Origin of the sequence: Marinomonas maritima, from assembly GCF_024435075.2 — a bacterium.
Classification (GTDB): domain Bacteria; phylum Pseudomonadota; class Gammaproteobacteria; order Pseudomonadales; family Marinomonadaceae; genus Marinomonas; species Marinomonas maritima.
In genome coordinates, this window is sequence record NZ_JAMZEG020000002.1 from 1,077,995 (window position 1) to 1,095,902 (window position 17,908).

2 protein-coding genes are annotated in these 17,908 nt (G+C 44.6%); both read right to left on the bottom strand.

Going from position 1 to position 17,908, the window contains the following annotated elements; genetic code table 11:
* Nucleotides 1-26: 26 nt before the first annotated feature.
* Nucleotides 27-11,915 carry a non-ribosomal peptide synthetase gene (locus M3I01_RS11105; protein ID WP_275565071.1) on the bottom strand — a complete coding sequence of 3,963 codons (11,889 nt, stop codon included), beginning with the start codon at nucleotides 11,913-11,915 and terminating at the stop codon, nucleotides 27-29.
* The gene (locus tag M3I01_RS11110; RefSeq protein WP_255895946.1) at nucleotides 11,915-17,143 is read right to left on the bottom strand and encodes a non-ribosomal peptide synthetase; all 5,229 of its coding nucleotides are present in this window, start codon (nucleotides 17,141-17,143) and stop codon (nucleotides 11,915-11,917) included. The genes M3I01_RS11105 and M3I01_RS11110 overlap by 1 nt, the downstream gene beginning before the upstream one ends.
* Nucleotides 17,144-17,908: the final 765 nt, after the last annotated feature.

The window sequence follows — 17,908 nt, forward strand, 5'->3', positions numbered from 1 at the left end:
ATTAAAACGACACTCGCTGTCACAGCTTAATTACACAGTTCCCGCTGTATAAACTGAGCAACCGATAAGATACTGGGCGCCTCCAACATGGTTGAGTGATCGGCGTCTACGTACTCAACCAGAAACTCACCACACGCCTTATTCTCCCAATAACCCTTCATTACCTTCAGGTAGTCTGCGGGTTTATCTTGGGTCGCTATAATCACCGCTGTTTTGGCCTTGGTATTAGCCAGCGTCATCGTTTTCATCGTATTGAGATGATGATTGTATATTCGGAAATACCGATCAATTTGTTGGTCGTCGATGCCAGGATACATTCCGTTGTAGGTCACCAATTTTTCTCTAAACACATCACTACTGACGGGTTTAATTTTGTCCCGGATACTCTGATCATCGCTTCCTTCTGTGTCCAACAACAGCGCCATCGAATCGATACCACGCGCTTGCAGTATTCTTGCCATCTCATAGCTGACATACCCTCCATAGGAACAACCCACAATGGTATGTGATGTGGTCAAAAGGTGTTCTATAAGCGAGATATAGTGGTTGGCCATTGCCTGCACGTCTTCTAGGAACGGCTGGTCAGAATCGACGCCTTGAGCCTGAATACCATACACGCCAAAGTGACTAGGCAGCTCTTTCGCCAAGGCAAGATAGGCAAAAGCAGTCCCACCACCGGGATGAATGCAAATGACATTATGAACGCCATCACCTCGTCGAAACTGGATAAGATCTTGGCTGGGATTCACTGTCGATTTAGTCGTCGTTGCATCGGAGCGTATCAGCCAAGCTAATGCTTCGATGCTGGGGTTTTTAAGCAACTCTGATACCGGTATTTGTACTGAAAGTTGTTTCTCTATTTCATGGACTACTTTAATCGCCGAAATCGACGAGCCGCCAATTTCAAAGAAATTATCTCGAATGCCAATCTTCTTTTTCAACAAAATATCATGCCAAATTTGATACACTAGCATCTCAATATTATCTCGCGGGCTAGCGGTATTTACCTGTTTTGGCACTTGATTTTTCAATGCGGCTTCGTGCAATGCAGCATGATCAAGCTGGCCGCTAGCCGTCAGTGGTAACACCTCGAGCATGACATACTCATCGGGAGTCACAACACTTGATAGATCACGAGATAACATACCTTTTAATGACCCCCTTAGTTCATCGATTTCTGCCCGCGATAATTTTCCGCCTTGCTCAGGCACTTTTCCTACGATAAACACCACTAGCTGCTTTTCCCCTTCCCGCGCTACCATTTCCACGGCAACTTGCTCTACTTTGGGATGTGAAAGAACCCGTTTTCGGATAGCAGATAAGTCAATACTAACTCCTCCAATAGAGACTGAATCACCCATTCTACCAACCAGCACAAGATCGCCAGTTTTCATATATCTAACCAAATCGCCGGTACGATACAGTTTTTCGTCCGAGTTCTGATTAAAAGGATTCTCTATGAATGCTTCCGCAGATAAATCAGGTCGATTAAGGTATCCCATTGCGAGCCCGTCACCTCCCAAATAAAGTTCGCCAACTTGACCGAAAGGAACCAATTTATTGTCAGGTGAAAGTACATAAGCACTGGTATTAGTGATAGGTCTACCTATTGGGTAATATGACGCTAATTCAGTGATTTCAAAGCTGGTGCTGAATACTGTATTTTCCGTCGGCCCGTAAACGTACAATAAGTGGTTTGGTTTTCCTTGAGTCAATAGGCTGTCTAGCTTAGCAGAATCGATTTCTTCTCCTCTAAAGAGCAGGGTATCCAGAGCAGCGAAAACATCGGGATTAAGCGCTAACAATTGGTTAACCTGCGCCGTCGGCATAAACATGACATCGATGGCGTGCTGTTCAATACTATGGGATAAAGCAGCGCTGTTTTTCATTACACTGTCTGACAAAATGGCCAGCTTCGCACCGTTAAGCAGCGCCCCCCATATTTCAAACGTAGATGCATCAAGTGAAAGATCACTGATCTGCGCGATCACTTGGTCTTGACTAAGCTTTACATAATGACTGTTTTTGACTAAGCCTAGGATTGCTCGATGCGCAACCATAACCCCCTTAGGTTTATACGTGGCGTCAGAGGTAAACATGACGCATGCAGGTTGCATTTTAATATCACAAGACTGATCGGCTATATTCTCGCTCGACAATGTGCAAGGCACTTGCTTTATGTCCACTAACTGTACTGGATAGCACTCACCTATATCAGCATCATCACTCAGTAAATGTGTCATCTGACAGGTTTCCATCATATAACTCAACCGGCTTAGAGGAGATTTAGAATCCATGGGGACATAAGTGGCACCTAACTTAAGAATGGCCAGCATACTCACTATCATGCTCGAAGAACGTTCGCTAACTATGCCGACATACTGATTCGCTTTTACCCCCTGCAACACCAGATAACGCGCCAATTGATTGGCCTTGATATTGACGTCGTCATACGTTAATTCTGCCTGTTCATCAATTAAGGCCACACTGTCTGGGGTATGTTTAACATAATGTTCAAACCATTGATGAATTCCCATCCCCTCTACTTGGTCGTAGGTGCCATTCAATTCATTTATTTGAAAGTTCTGCTCTGCATTAGAGAGCAAGGGAACCTCTTGGACACAAGAATGTGGGGTAGCTACCATTCCTAACAAGATGTTCTTAATATGCTTTTGCAGCTCACTCAGTTGCCAGTCAGCTAAAAGACCAGGTTGAGATAACAGCTTAATTTCCAACACATCACTTTTAGCGGCGATAACCGTTAGCGCATAGTTAGTTTGTTCATTAGACGCAAGCTCATTCATCTGCAATCTGTTTTTATTCGAAGCGGTTCCCTGTAACTCATCCACAGGGTAGTTTTCAAACACCACGATGGAATCAAATAGATTTCGACCTTTGACCTTAGATAATTGCTGAATATCTTGTAGTGGTAAATAACCATACTCTTCGAGGTCAATATGCCGCTTATGAATAGACCTAAGCCAATTTGTTACGCTGACCCCTTTTGGAACCTTCATCACAACGGGTAACGTATTAATAAACAAACCCACCATGGTTTCAATTCCCGGTAGCGCCGCAGGGCGACCGGAAACAGTGACGCCAAAAAGGACGGTTTCATCACCGCTATAGTGGGACAAGACTAACCCCCATGCCGCTTGAACTAAAACATTCAAGGTACATTGGCTATTTTTTGCCAGCGCTTCCAATGCCTGTGTTTCTTGCGAGCTGAACGTCAGAGTCGTCTTAGTCGAGAGCTCATCTCGACATTCGCTCTCAGGAAGAAAACCACTTGGCAACGTCGTCGGTGACTCAATATTTGCCAGTGATTCAGTCCAAAATAACTGCGCCGCTTGAGTATTTTGACACGCTAGCCATTCAATATACTGGCCATAAGGGATGACTGCCGGCAAATCACTCTGCTTACCCGTCAGAAGTGATTGGTAAAAATGGCTCAAATCACTCCAGATAATAGGAAGACACCAACCGTCCATCAACGCATGGTGATTGGACCAAATCAGCTTAAACTGGCCGGAATCCATTTCAATGCAGGTAAATCGCATTAATGTTGGCAGCGTCGCATCAAAACCACAACTTTTGTCTTGCGTCTGTAGCGCCTCTATATTTGCGCTTTGTTGGCTTTCGCTTTGCCCTTTCAGGTTCACATCTCGCCAGATTATTTCAGTCGTATCCGTTACTACTTGACGCCTTACCCCATCATTCGCCAGCAAGAAAGCAGTACGTAAAATATCATAGCGTGCTATCACCCTTTGCCACGCCTGTTTCAATGCACTGGGATCAATCTGCGCTAACGAAACGGTCAATTGCGTAACGTAAGCCTCTTTCGCTAGCTCGCTGTGGTACAACAAACCTTGCTGCATACCGGTAGCTGGGTAGACGTCAGTGATTCTCACGTTGTTAGCAGACAAGGACAAACTCCAGTTATCCAAGTCCTGTTGTTTCACTTTTGCTAAAGGCACGTCGGCTGGCGTCAACCTCACTGCATCTCGTGAGGAGCAGTGTTCAATGATTTGTTGCAATGCGCGAGTGATCGCGTCGATCATGTCTGAAACCGCTGCTGGTGAAAACGCCGCCAAATCAAAATTGAAATCAAAGCTTAGTTGGCCATTTTTCACTCGACCATTAAGGGCAATGGCATAGCTTTGCATATGATCGAAGCTACCATCCTCTCCTGTCGCTTGCGATGAAAATGAAAACGCTGAATCTGCCTCCATCATTTGATCTAATTGACCAAAGTAGTTAAATAGGATTTCTGGTGAAGCCTCTCGATGATCTAGCTGTTCAGGAGAAAACCAATTTAACACGCCATAACCCATGCCCTTGTTTGGCACGGCACGTATTTTTTCCTTTACCGCACAGATCAGATCGCCTATTTCACCCCGCTCTGCATTCAGAACAAGTGGGTAATTGGAAGTGAACCAGCCAAGGGTTTGGCTTACTTCTAAATGACAATCAAGTCCGTCACGTCCATGCGTTTCCAATGTCAATGAAAGGGGGGCATAGTCATCGTTGTATTGCCCTCTCGTTTCCCGCCATTCGTCTAAGCCAAGTAATAATGCCGATAGCAGAAGCTCTTGGACTTCAGTACCGTATGCCTGTTGAGTGTTTTTTAGCAGAGTCTGGGTTTGCTCTAGGGTTAACGTCAGCAATTTTTCGCCGCGCTGCCCTTTGTTATGAGCAGCACCATCTTTTGGCATTGATCGCACCGCCGCCAAATCCGAGAGCGATTTTTGCCAGTACGGCCGTTCACTTTCAACAGCCTTCATAACAGGATCACTGGTAAGCCATTGGCCCCATTGCTGATAGGATGCTGTTTTTTCCTCCAAAACAAGAGGTAGCCCTTGCTTAAATTGCCTGTAAATCAGCTGTAGATCATCAAGTATAATCCGCCAAGACACACCATCTACAACCAAGTGATGAATTACTAGAAATAGCTTATTACCGTCCTCCGACGTTAACAACACCGCCTTTAACATGGGGCCTTGCTCAATATTGAGGCTCAGCTGAGCCCGCTGGCATTGTGCTTCTAAATCAGCCGAATCTTTGCTGTCATAACGAGTTTGCATGACAGTATTTAACTGATTTTCGGTACTAATAGGCTCAAAACTTGCCTGCCAGTGAATAGATTCTGCGTCTTTAGTAAACTGAAGTCGAAGTGCATCATGTCTTCGATAAAGGGCTGTCACTGTTTGCTCGAGCAATGTGAACGAAAAATCAGCGGGAACATTTAACAATATTGATTGGTTAAAGAGATGAAGGTTCTTTTCTTTACCATGGTGAAAAAACTCATGTTGAATCGGTAACAAAGGTAGCTTGCCAGTCACACTCACCTGAGGGGCTTGCTCTTGCTTTTTCATCGTAATATGTGGTGTTAACGAAAAAATAGTAGGATTATCAAACAGTTGTTTTACGGTGAAGTGAAGACCCAACTTTGCTGCGCGAGACACCGCCTGCATGGACATAATAGAATCGCCACCTAAGGCAAAGAAATTATCATGCACACTCACGGGGTCACATTTAAGCAATTTGGACCAGATCCCAGCTATCTCAATTTCGATACTTGTTGAGGGTGCCACGTGATCTGTAATTTGGCTAACGGCTCTTGGTTTGGGCAGCGCTTTTTTATCAATTTTCCCATTATTAGTCAGCGGCCATGCATCCAGTCTCGCCCATAATACTGGTGTCATGTAATCGGGCAGTTGATGACTAAGCTCACCGATCAAACGTTGAAATAATTCTTCGTCTGGCAATGCAGGGGTATCTTGTTTGGCTATTACATAAGCAACCAACTGGCGCTTACCTGAAGCGGTCCCCTGTACCATCACCAACGCCCCTTCCACCTCTTTGCAGACATTCAATTGCTGCTCAATTTCACCTAGCTCTACGCGGAAGCCACGGATTTTAATTTGCTCATCACTACGACCAATATAAACAAGATCGCCGTCGCGTTGTCGGCGCACTAAATCACCACTGTGATAGAGGCGCTCACCTGGTGTGAAGGGGCTTGGAATAAACCTTTGCGCGGTTAACTCGGGCTGGTTCAAATAACCACGTGCAATCCCCGCACCTGCGAGATAAAGATGACCGGCGACGCCAAATGGAACAAGATTCAATGCATCATCAAGCACATAGGTCTTAACCTTATCGATTCCCTGACCAATATTTCGCGGGTCATCCCCTTGTTGATACTGGTGAACCGTAGAGCACACACTATTTTCTGTGGGTCCGTATTCGTTAAACAGGCGAGTGTGAGGCACAAAGCGCTCAATCACCTCACTTGATATGGCCTCTCCGGACAAAACAATGCGCGGTATCAAAGGGGCATTTTCTGGTAACACCAATTCAGCAAGTAACACTGGCGGTATATAGGCCACAGCGAATCGCTCCGGCTCTGCGAGATACTTCTGCAGCGTCTCTAATTGAAACCTTTTCTCTTCCGATACGATATGCAGTGGCCGACCACTGTAAAATGAGCCCCAGATGCTGGCCACAGACGAATCGAATGAAAAATTTGTGAGATAAAGAAAGCTGGCATTTGCATAGACATCACTTGCCGATAAATCGAGATATTGGTATTGGCACTTGATATAGTTGACCACCCCAACTTGTTCAACCAACACGCCCTTAGGCCTCCCGGTCGATCCCGATGTATAAATAATATAAGCCAAATCCGACACACTTGGTTTTGACAACAGCGTCGGTTTTTCCTCTGAATAATCCTGCAAAGAACAGGCATCTACATCCAACACTAAACAGCCATTAAAGGCAGGGGGTTCGGCACTAAACAGATGTAACTGGGCCAATAATACCGGCGCTTTACTGTCCTCAAGTATATAAGTCAATCGGGACAATGGCGCCTTTGTGTCGATTGGAAGATAGGCACCACCCGCTTTTAAGATAGCCAGCATGGCAATGATCATTTGCGGCGAGCGCTCAATGAACACAGCAACAGGCACGTTAGCGCCTACCCCTAAGATGACCAAGTGATGACTGAGCTGATTGGCTTTTTTATCCAACTCTGCATAGGTCAGTCTCTCACCTTCATAGTCTAACGCCACATGATTAGGCTGACGCTCCAATTGTCGATCAAACAAATCCACTAGTAAGGTTTGGTCGACATCCAGAATATCTCCTTTATTGGCGAACAAGACACTTGGCTGCTCTTTTTCTGGTATAAGCGCCAACGCCATGACATCAGCATTAGACTGGCTCAGCATTTGTTGTAATAAATAGTCAAAATGACGCGCCAATGCTTCGATTGTTTCTCGCATAAACAAATCTAACGCAAAATTCCAGCTCAGTCGTAATTGTCCGTTAACCACCCGCACACCAAGTGTAAGATCAAATCGAGCCTCTACGCTCGATGGCATTTGCGCAGTAAGGCGAGCATCTCCTAAGCACAAAGAGTCACCAGAAGAGGATTGCTCCAAGACCATCATGATTTGAAAAATGGGATGGTGGTTGAACCGCCGAGGAATATTATTATCCTGTATTACTTTCTCAAATGGTAACGATTGGTGAGCAAAGTCATTTAACAAATCGGCATGGTTTTGCGACACCAATTGAGCGAAATCAATCTCCTTTGGTAAGCGAGTCCGCAGTGCTATATTGTTCACAAAAAAACCAATAAGCCCATCAAGATCTGGCCGTTCACGGTTAGCCACTGGCGTGCCTATGACGATGTCTTTGCTACCAGAGTAGCGAGCCAGCAAGACAGTAAAGGCACTGTACAAAACAGTAAAGGGGGTTGTACCTTGCGTTTTGGCATACGCCAATACTTGATTGGATAAGTGAGGGCTTAGATCAGAATAATGCGTCTCTCCACGGTAGCTAGCGTTTGCTGGGCGAGAAAAATCAGTGGGTAAACTATGAGTCTCTGGAACATCCACCAACCTTGCCCGCCAATACTCTAAAGAGGCAAGGTGTGCCGGTGATTCTTTGCTAAATCGTTCACGCTGCCACACCGCATAATCCGCGTATTGAAAAGCTAAAGGTTGAAGAGCTAAAGGCACTTTTTCGATAACCTTGTGACCTACTAATGCCGAGTAGCATGATTGCAACTCCTCAAACAAAATGTCCACTGACCATCCATCGATGGCAATATGATGAATGGTAAGCAACAGCACATGCTGGTTTTCACTTAGCGTTACCAGTCCGGCGCGAAAAACCGGACCATTAGCCAAGTCAAAGGGCTGGTCAAAAAGCATTTTCTCAAAATCAGCCAGTGCAGATTTGGGGTCGGATAACGACTGTGCATCAAGATGCTGCAAAATCCCCGTGACAGGCGGCATCACATGTTGCACTGGCTCCTGCTCTGTCATCTTATACACTGTACGTAATACATCATGACGATTGACAATAAAATCAAGACTTTGTGATAAGGCACTCACCTCGATCTGGCCGCTTATATGGTACATAAGGGGGATGCCATAATATCGCCCATGGGTCTCGATATTATCCAATGTCCACAATCTCTGCTGCGAGTAAGACAAGGCTACACCATTCGTCGTATCCACTTTTTTTATCGCGAAGGTCTGTGTCGTTTTTTTATCGGCACTCAGCTCATCGCATAAACGGGCTAATCGGCGGATCGAAGGCGCCTCAAATAAGACTTTTAGCGTTAGCGTGATTGCCAACGCCCTCCCCAATCGACTGATCATCTTGATGGCTAACAGAGAATGACCACCCAGAGTAAAGAAGTTTTGATCTATATCTGGATCATCAATAGAGAGCAGTTCAGACCATGTAGCAGCGATTACTTTTTCTGTTGCTGTTGTCGCCGAGCAATGCTCCTCGCTAATGTGTGAATACGTTGGTATCGGTAACGCGCTGCGATCAACCTTGCGATTATAGGTAAGGGGGAATTCAGCCATAACCACAAAAAATGTGGGTGTCATATAATAGGGTAGCGCTTCTGACAAAAGAGCTCTAAGCGCCTCCACCAGCGGTTGTTCACTGTGCTGGCTTTTGACATACGCCACCAGCACTTTATCACTGTATGCCGAGGGTGCCGTAGTAATAATGACCTGTTCGACCGCTTGGTGTTGACTAATACACGCTTCAATTTCACCAAGTTCAATACGAAATCCATTTATTTTCACTTGGAAATCTTTTCGACCAACAAGCTCGACAGATCCATCAGGCAACCAGCGAGCTAAATCTCCTGTTTGATACATCCGCTGGCAATCTTTACTGTAAAACGGATCTATAGAGTACTTTTCAGCGGTTAATTCGGGTTGATTAAGATACCCTCGAGTAATGTTGGCACCGGCAATATACAACTCCCCCACCATACCGACTGGAACATGGTTTTTGTGGGAATCTAAAATATAATGACGGTTATTCGCTAAGGCGCTGCCAATATGTACACGCTCTGAAGATAAATCGGTTCTACCACCCGAACAATAAACGGTGGCTTCCGATGGCGCATATAAATTAAATAGTGAGACACTATCCGAGTGACCTAGCAAATCCTCTCGTAGCTTTAAACTAAGGTGGTCGCCACCCGTTATCATCTTCAAACCATCATAAGGCCGCCAACCGTGATCCACTAACATCTGCCACGTTGCAGGGGTTGCTTGCATTACCGTAACAGAAAATTCTTTCTGACAAGCGATCATCAACTCTGGTGAACGCGTCTGATGCCAGTCAAAAATGGCTATCGTACTTCCCTGAATAAGCGGTAAGTAAATTTCGGCTAAATGAATATCAAAGCTTGGTGGTGTAATACACGCGACGGTATCACTAGATTTAAATTGCACCTTGTCTTGTAACGCATACAGTAGGTTGCAAACATTTCTATGCTCTATCATCACCCCTTTTGGTTCACCCGTTGAACCCGAGGTAAAGATGACATAGGCAAGATGATCATTAGTTACCCCCAGAGATAGACTATCAATATTATCGCTGGGCAGGCGCGATAACGATGCCCACAATTCAGAATCGTCAAGACAAAACACATTTTCTATGGCAGACCCTAGCTGGCTATCTGCGTGCTCTGAGGTTAATAAAACATCCACCGAAGCGCGTTTGAGAATCTTATTCAAACGCATTGACGGTTGATTGGGATCTAAGGGTAAATAGGCCGCGCCTGCTTTTAATACAGCTAAAATACCGATAATGGCATTCACTGACCAACCATGAGCAAGACCGACACAATCATCTGGCTTTACCCCAATGGACACGAGTTTATGCGCCAGTTGGTTGGCTTTTTCATTAAGCTGTTGATAGCTCAGGTTATAGCGCAGATCTGATCGGCCCTTCCAGATACAGGCGGTAGCGTGTGGGTGTTTCTCAACTTGTGCTTCAAACAAATCGGTAAAACGGTGCTCTTGAGGAAATACCTTGTCAGTTTGATTCCATCGCTGGATTTGCCGCTCACCCGCCGCCGACACTAAAGGTAGTGACGCAATTTCTTTATCCGGCTGAGCCAATACTTCGTGGAGCAATGTGCTGAAACTGTCACATAGCGCTTCAATTGTTTTGCCATTAAAGAGGCTAGTGGCATAAACCCAATACACTTCAAGCGTGTCGCCGCAATCATTGATATGCAATTCGAGTTCAAAATTAATGCTATTTCTATCCACCAATAAAGGCTCTACTTCTGCATTCTCCAAGACTAAGTGATTGGTTGAATCTTCATTTAATACAAACAGCAATTGGAGTATCGGTGCATAACTGCTTTTGCGCGCATGTCCGGCGTTTTCTACAATCGTCTCAAACGGCATGTCTTGATAGCGAAACGCATCCGCCACATTTTTCTTTGCTGACTCCAGCAATTCCAAAAAAGACTGGTCTGGTTGAATATCGAGCCTAAGCGCTAAGGTGTTAACAAAAAAACCAATTAAGTTGTCAAGGCCTTGCCTGTCACGTCCCGCCACTGGTGTTCCGATCACGACATCCGGACATTCTGTCCAACGGCTGATTAACACGGAGTAAACGCTACTCAACAAGGTAAATAAGCTAGTTCCTTGTTGCTGTGCAAATGTTTTTAATCCGAGAGTGGTGGTCTTATCCAAGGTTTGTCGTAGCAAAGTACCATGAAAGTCTGGTTGTTGTGGCCGCACAAAGTCAGTGGGTAAACAATTTAATTCGTTAACCCCTAGCATTTTGTCTTTCCAGTAACGGACCGTTGCTGCCGAAGTATCCTCGTCACCTTCTTGCTGCCAACGAGCAAAATCAGCATACTGAAAATCCAATTCAGGCAGCACTGCAGGGGTATTCTGACGCGCTCCTTGCAAACAAGCATTTAACTCATTAAAAAAGCATTTGTATGACCAACCATCAAAAATCATATGGTGAAATACAAACACCAACACAGTCTCCTGCTTCGCTTCACATTCAAGCGCGGCAATGCGTATCAAAGGTGCGCGTGTTAAGTCAAAAGGAAAACTAGCCTGTTGGTGTATCCACTGTTTTTCATCAAAATTGTTGCTGCTGTCTCTTTGAATTGACAATGTAAAAGGAGCTATCGCGCTGATAAGCTGCTTTGGGGTATCTGCTTCAACGGTAAATCCGGTGCGTAAAATCGAGTGGCGTTCAACCACCCGGTTAACGGCATGCTCAATGTTACTTAGCTCCGCCTTACCTTTAATACGAAACCCAGTGACCATGTTGTAAAGACCTTGCTCACCGAACAAGTGCTCCAAATAGAATACACGTTGCTGGGCATAGGTAAGCGGTGCTGCAAGCGTCGCTGGGCTAGCAACCGGACCCGCAGTAGGCCCAACATGATGGTGTGTTTCCAAAAACAGAATGACTTCCGCTTTTTTTTGTTTTAACGCGGCACTCAATTCCGAACTCAGCCCTCCTTGCTTCGTTCGATATTTTAGCGCCCCATTTTCAGTATATAAATGTACACCTTGCGATTTGGCCATCTGGATAAGTTGGTGAGCCATTATATTTCACCCTCTTCCATATTCAGCACTAGATCCGTGGGCACCTGATCGCGAGCACTGAGAATTGCATCAATATAACTGGCTAAATCTCGTATCGTTGCCTGCGTAAAAAAGTCGCTCATTTTCAGTTCGACCTGCAACTCAAGCCTAATTCGACCAATCATCTTCATCGCTAGTAGTGAGTGTCCGCCAATGGAAAAGAAGTTATCCGTTACGCCAACTTGATCTCTTGTTAAACTATCTTGCCAAATAGCAACTAAGGTTTTTTCAGTTTCCGTTGCCGCTATTTCTAAAGGCGTATCTCCCGTCAAAGGAGAAAGTAATTTAGTTTTGTCTATTTTCCCCTGAGCGGTCATCGGCATGTTTGCCAATACCACAATAGCATTAGGTCTCATATAAACGGGAAGTGACTGCTTCAGTAACCCCCTTAACTTACGAGTTAGGACCCTCTCACTGCTTTGATCCGTTTGCCATGCCAAAACCTCTTGCTCGGAAAGCGTGATGTAAGCATAAATGGCTTCTTCTCGTACTAAAGCTATCGCCTGAGAGACCTCAGCATTTTCTAGCAAGCGCGACGAGATCTCTCCCAATGCAACTCGATACCCTCTTACTTTCACTTCATCGTTTAGCCTACCCAAAAACTCAAGTTGACCATCAGATCGCCAACGCACCAAATCACCCGTTTTGTAATAACGATGATTTTGTTCCTCTGGCCCGGATAGATGAGCGGCTTCTACGAAACGTTCTTCTGTTAATTCTGGTTGATTCAGGTAGCCTTTGGCTACGCCAGCCCCTCCGATATATAGTTCACCCGGAACACCAACAGGCGCTAGTTGACCATCTATCACTACTCTTGCCGTTGCATTGGCGATAGGTCGGCCAATTGGAGGAGAAATCACATTTTTCGGATCCATTTTGTAAAAAGTAGCGTCTACGGTGGTTTCTGTTGGCCCATATAAATTAAATAAGTTGGCATGAAAATCAGCAGGGAACTGAACTTGACCTAATTTATCGCCGCCGACCAGCAAGGTATCCAATGACTGAGGCCAATTAAAATTTCTGGCACATGCGGCTTCCAACAACCCAGTTGGGAGACACGTATGGGTAACGTTAAATCGCGCCATCACGATAGATAATGTATCGAGATCATCACGTTCGTTATCTGACAATAGCACTACCTGGCCACCCACCATCAATAACGGCCAAACCTCTGCCATAAAGGCATCAAAGCCCACATAAGCCAAACTGGTACCCACTGAGTTTTCATTCAACTTAAATTCATCTACATGCCAAAGACAGTCATTTATTAACGCTGAGTAGCCTATTTCAACCCCTTTAGGAACACCGGTTGAACCCGATGTATAGATGATATAGCCACTCTGGTTTTGATTATCCGCAACGGGCGAAAACATCGGCAGGGCTTTCGTCACCCTATGTGCGTTAGTAATATCCACGACCGATTGCGGGCAATCAATTAAGAAGGACAGTTCAATCATGTCAGACAACACCAATTTCGACCCGCTGTCAGACAGAACAAATACCGCTCTTTGCGCCGGAAGGTCTGGTGCGATAACCACGGCGCAAGCACCCATTTTAAACACCGCCAGCATGGCGATAACCAAAGATGGAGTTCGATCAGCAACAATAGCGACTTTGTCACCTGATTGAATATTGTTATCGGCCAATTCAACCGCTAATTGGGTGGAAGCCCCTTCGAGTTGGCCATAAGTCAAATCAAGAGGACCGCTACTGACCGCAAGTTTGTCCGGCGTAGATAGCGCGATCGCACTAATGGCTGAAACTAAGTCTTGGCCAGAAAATTGTTGCATTGTTTCTAAGGACAGCGGCTTTCCACGACCCCAATCATTCACCATAAGATGGGCTTGGGAAGGCGGGATAATATCGAGTTTTTCTAAGGCCAGATCACTGCATTGCTCAAAGTCATCAATTACATTAAGAAATACATTTTTAAAACTGTCGAGAAAGGAAGCGATCTCTTCTTGGGTATAAACATCGCTGCGATACTCCCATAAGAAGTGCACCTCACCGTTTTCGTTAAAGGTTTCTCCTCTTGGCACAACTAAGCAATCGATATCAAATTTAGACGTATCCGAAATAACGGTTTCATCCTTGTGCCATTGCATCCCAGGAATAGGATCGGTATAGATCGGTGTGTCGTGAAACCCCAGTAGCACGTTAAAAAACGGATTACTGTCACCATCACGCTCTGGGTTTAACGCTTCTACCACATGAATAAAAGGCAATTCTTCATTGGATTGCGCTTCGTCTACGGTTGCCTGAGTTTGCGTTAGAAAAGCACGTAGCGAACTGGAACTATCTATCTGTTGACGCAGCACCAGCGTATTCACAAACATGCCTAACGTGGTGTGACTGTTACTCCAATTACGATTGGCAAACGCCGACCCAAAACTCAGGTCGGTCTGCCCCGAGTAACGCCATAGACAAAGATACAAAATGGAGGAGGTGAAACTAAAGCTGGTGACGCCCAATTGTTGGCACAAAGCTTCCATCGCTTGCCATTGGGCACGGGAAAAAATGATTTTCTGATGATCTCCCGCAAAGGCTAAGGAGCGTGACTTTTTACCGAACAGCGCGACGCCATTCGGGGAGCCTGCCAACTTATTTCGCCAAAATTCAAGCTGCTGCTCTGCATAGGACGACTTTAGCCAGTCACGCTGAGCAAACATAAAATCGGAATATTGAGCAGGAGGATTTATCTCAATTTTATAGCTGTGATCCACCTGTGCATGGTAGATTTCAATTAACTCTCGGGTAAATTCATTGGCGCTCCAACCATCGTGAATGATGTGGTGCTCCTGATGCAACAAGACATGATGTGTATTTGAGAATGCCACTAATAGAAATTCAGCCAACGGTAATTGACTTAAATTGTCGAGGCGGGCAAGTCGGGTCTTAAAGGTTTGTTCGAGAAAATTTTCTTGCTGCGCGAGCGGAATATGAGATGCCTCTATGGTGTTTAAAGACATCTCAAACTTTTCCAAAACCTTTTGTACCGGCTCTCCACTATCCATAAAGAAAACCGTTCGATAAATGTCGTGATTGGCAAATATTTGGTTAATCGCATAGGTTAAGGCGTCAACCTCTAAATGGCCTTTAAAATGCGTCGCCGCTTCAGCCAAATACGCCTTGCTATCCGACTGACTTTGAAACATATACCACGCCACCATCTGTTGACTTGACAGTGGAAATTGGCTCGGCCTATTCTCACCACTCTCAGGCCCTTCGATTTTTAATGGATTCTCTTCTGTTTGCTTCGACATCGCTTCAACTATCCCGACGATTGTCGGGTTTTGTCTAAATTCCTTCATATTCAAGCGACGGTTTAATCTTTTCTCCATTGTGCTCATAAAACGAATGGCAGCGATTGAATCCCCGCCAAGGGCAAAGAAATCATCGCGAATACCGATAGGTTCAAAATCGAAAATCGCTGCCCATATGTCTGCTATTTCCCGCTCTATCGCATCCCTCGCCGGCACATAAAATGAATTCCCCCTATTTGCTTTTGGGATAGGAAGCGCTTTGTGGTCAATTTTGCCATTTAGCGTTAACGGCCACTCATCTATAACGACTAATGAAGTGGGTATCATATAGTCCGGCAATAAAGACGCTAGCGTGTCGCGTACATTTTCAACATCAATATCAGACCCAGATTTTGGCGTCATATACGCCACGAGGTATTTGTGATCTCGACGCTTTTGGTCTAACACTAGAACGTGATCAATGCAGGTTAATGTCGCTATCGCGCTTTCCACTTCGCCTAATTCAATTCGATGCCCTCGTATCTTTACTTGTCTATCACTTCTGCCTATAAATTCCAATTTGCCATCTTGCATCCAACGTACGACATCACCTGTTTTATACAGTCGAGTATGACGGGCTTCACTATTAGCAAAAGGGTTATCAATAAATCGCTCTTCCGTAAGTTGTGGTCGATTCAAATACCCCCTAGCAACACCAACACCACTAACGTGTAATTCACCCGACGAGCCCACTGGCAACAATTCACCCTGTTCACCTAACACATACAATTTAATGTTGTTAACTGGCTTGCCAAGACAATTTATCGAAGCCTGCGAAGAGTGATCAAGATTATTGGTAACAGTGATCGTGGTTTCCGTCGGGCCATAAGAGTTAATCAGTAGACTGCCCCAAGTTTTGCTTAAAACAGATAGGCAGGCTTCTCCTCCACTGACAACACGTTTCAGTTTATGGGGTCTTCGACACTCGCCAATTGCTGCTAGGTAACTAGGCGTTCCATGAATATGAGTGACTTCTTCCTCTACTATTAATCGATTTATGGTACTTGGATCTTTTATGTCATCTGTAGAGGGAATCAGCAGCTTAGCGCCATTAAAAAGCGCCAAGAATAAAGTTTCTATGGAGGCATCGAAAATATAGTTGGATAACCAAATGACCGTTTCTTGCTCAGAAAAAGAATATAGTGTTGTCTGGTTTGCTACTAAATTAGTAACACCTTGGTGTTCAATTAACACCCCTTTTGGTTTACCCGTTGATCCTGATGTGTAAATAACATAGGCCAAGTCAGCGGCGTCATTAATGGCGTCAAGATTCTGTGTCGCGCTTTCAGTCAGGAGAGTATCGGTCGAAACAAACTTCATTTTCGATGCCTGCTCAAATGTCAGGCATGATAGCTTGTTTAGGTGGGATTCTTGAGTAAGTAGAAGCCGAGCTTGCGCATCTTCCAAGATAAACTGTAAACGCTTTTCTGGGTATTCTGGTGACAAAGGCAAATAAGCACCACCTGCTTTCAACACAGCCAACATACTGATAACCATGTCAAAGCTTCGGTCAAAATAGAGTGGTATTAAACTATCAGGTTGCAGCGCGCAGCCTGTCATCTCTTGATACTGGTAACGAATAACATGTGCCAGTTGATTTGCTCTACTATTAAGCTCTGCATAAGTCAGGCTATGTCCAGCAAAGACAAGCGCTGTATTTTCCGGTGTTTTTTTAACCTGCTCTTCAAAGGCTTGAGAGATAGTTTGATACGAAAGGTTATCTGTGTCGGTAAGATTGCATGTATGGAAAAATGCGTGGGCTGCCTCGCCAGATAGCCCAAGCGTTGGCTGACTACTTTGTGCATAATTTGATCGATGATCAACATCATCTATATTAGTCACTGTATGACCCGACTTTAACTCCGTACCATCTATTGTTCTTTCCATAAAACCACCCTATCTCCAAATAAAAATACTAAAAAAAATAAAATCTTGGCTGTATAATCGTTAGCAACGAAACTAACTAGCACCCAATGAGCAATACAACTCAAGGCTGACTATTACACTATCGTAGAAAAAACATCTGCTGATATCTTTGGATTACCGAATGGAAACTTGACGCTTTTACGAAACCTAAAACGAAGCATACCGCCTTCAAACCCCAGACCTTGTCTCCGCGGATCAATGACGCTGAGGCGGCATCGTAAGTTCTTTTCAAATCTGCTGTATTAGCGTTAGGGGACGGGTCAATCGCAAGCGCGACACCAGTAAAGGTAGGTGTTCTCTTTCTCATATCCTGAATCCTTGATAATTTTTTTTATTGAATTCAAACGTTTTGCCATGAAGTTATGCATATTGCTAAATATTTAGCAGGTCAGCATAGAAGAGAAGAGATGATACTAGCAATCGAAATTATGACGGGTGTGTATAGAGAATACGCATAGCTTTTTCAAGGTTATGTAATGATATTTAAGCCTGTATCGTCAAAGCAACCATGTAATCCATCCATATACCTCCTGATAAAATGAATCGATTTTAAAAAAATGAAAATGACTTAACCCAATATGAAAGATGAAGTGCTATATGCCTAAGAACAATCGTTTTGATTTCCCCTTTACCAGATTACTCTTTAACATTTTAACTCGGGCAGTGAGGATAGATATTAAGGCTTTGTTATATTAATCTAGCGTTGATCTTCCTAGCTAGTTGCTT

Excerpts from the sequence above, each read along its gene's own strand:
- M3I01_RS11105 (WP_275565071.1), bottom strand. The coding sequence starts at position 11,915 with ATGGCTCACCAACTTATCCAGATGGCCAAATCGCAAGGTGTACATTTA.
- M3I01_RS11110 (WP_255895946.1), bottom strand. The coding sequence starts at position 17,143 with ATGGAAAGAACAATAGATGGTACGGAGTTAAAGTCGGGTCATACAGTG.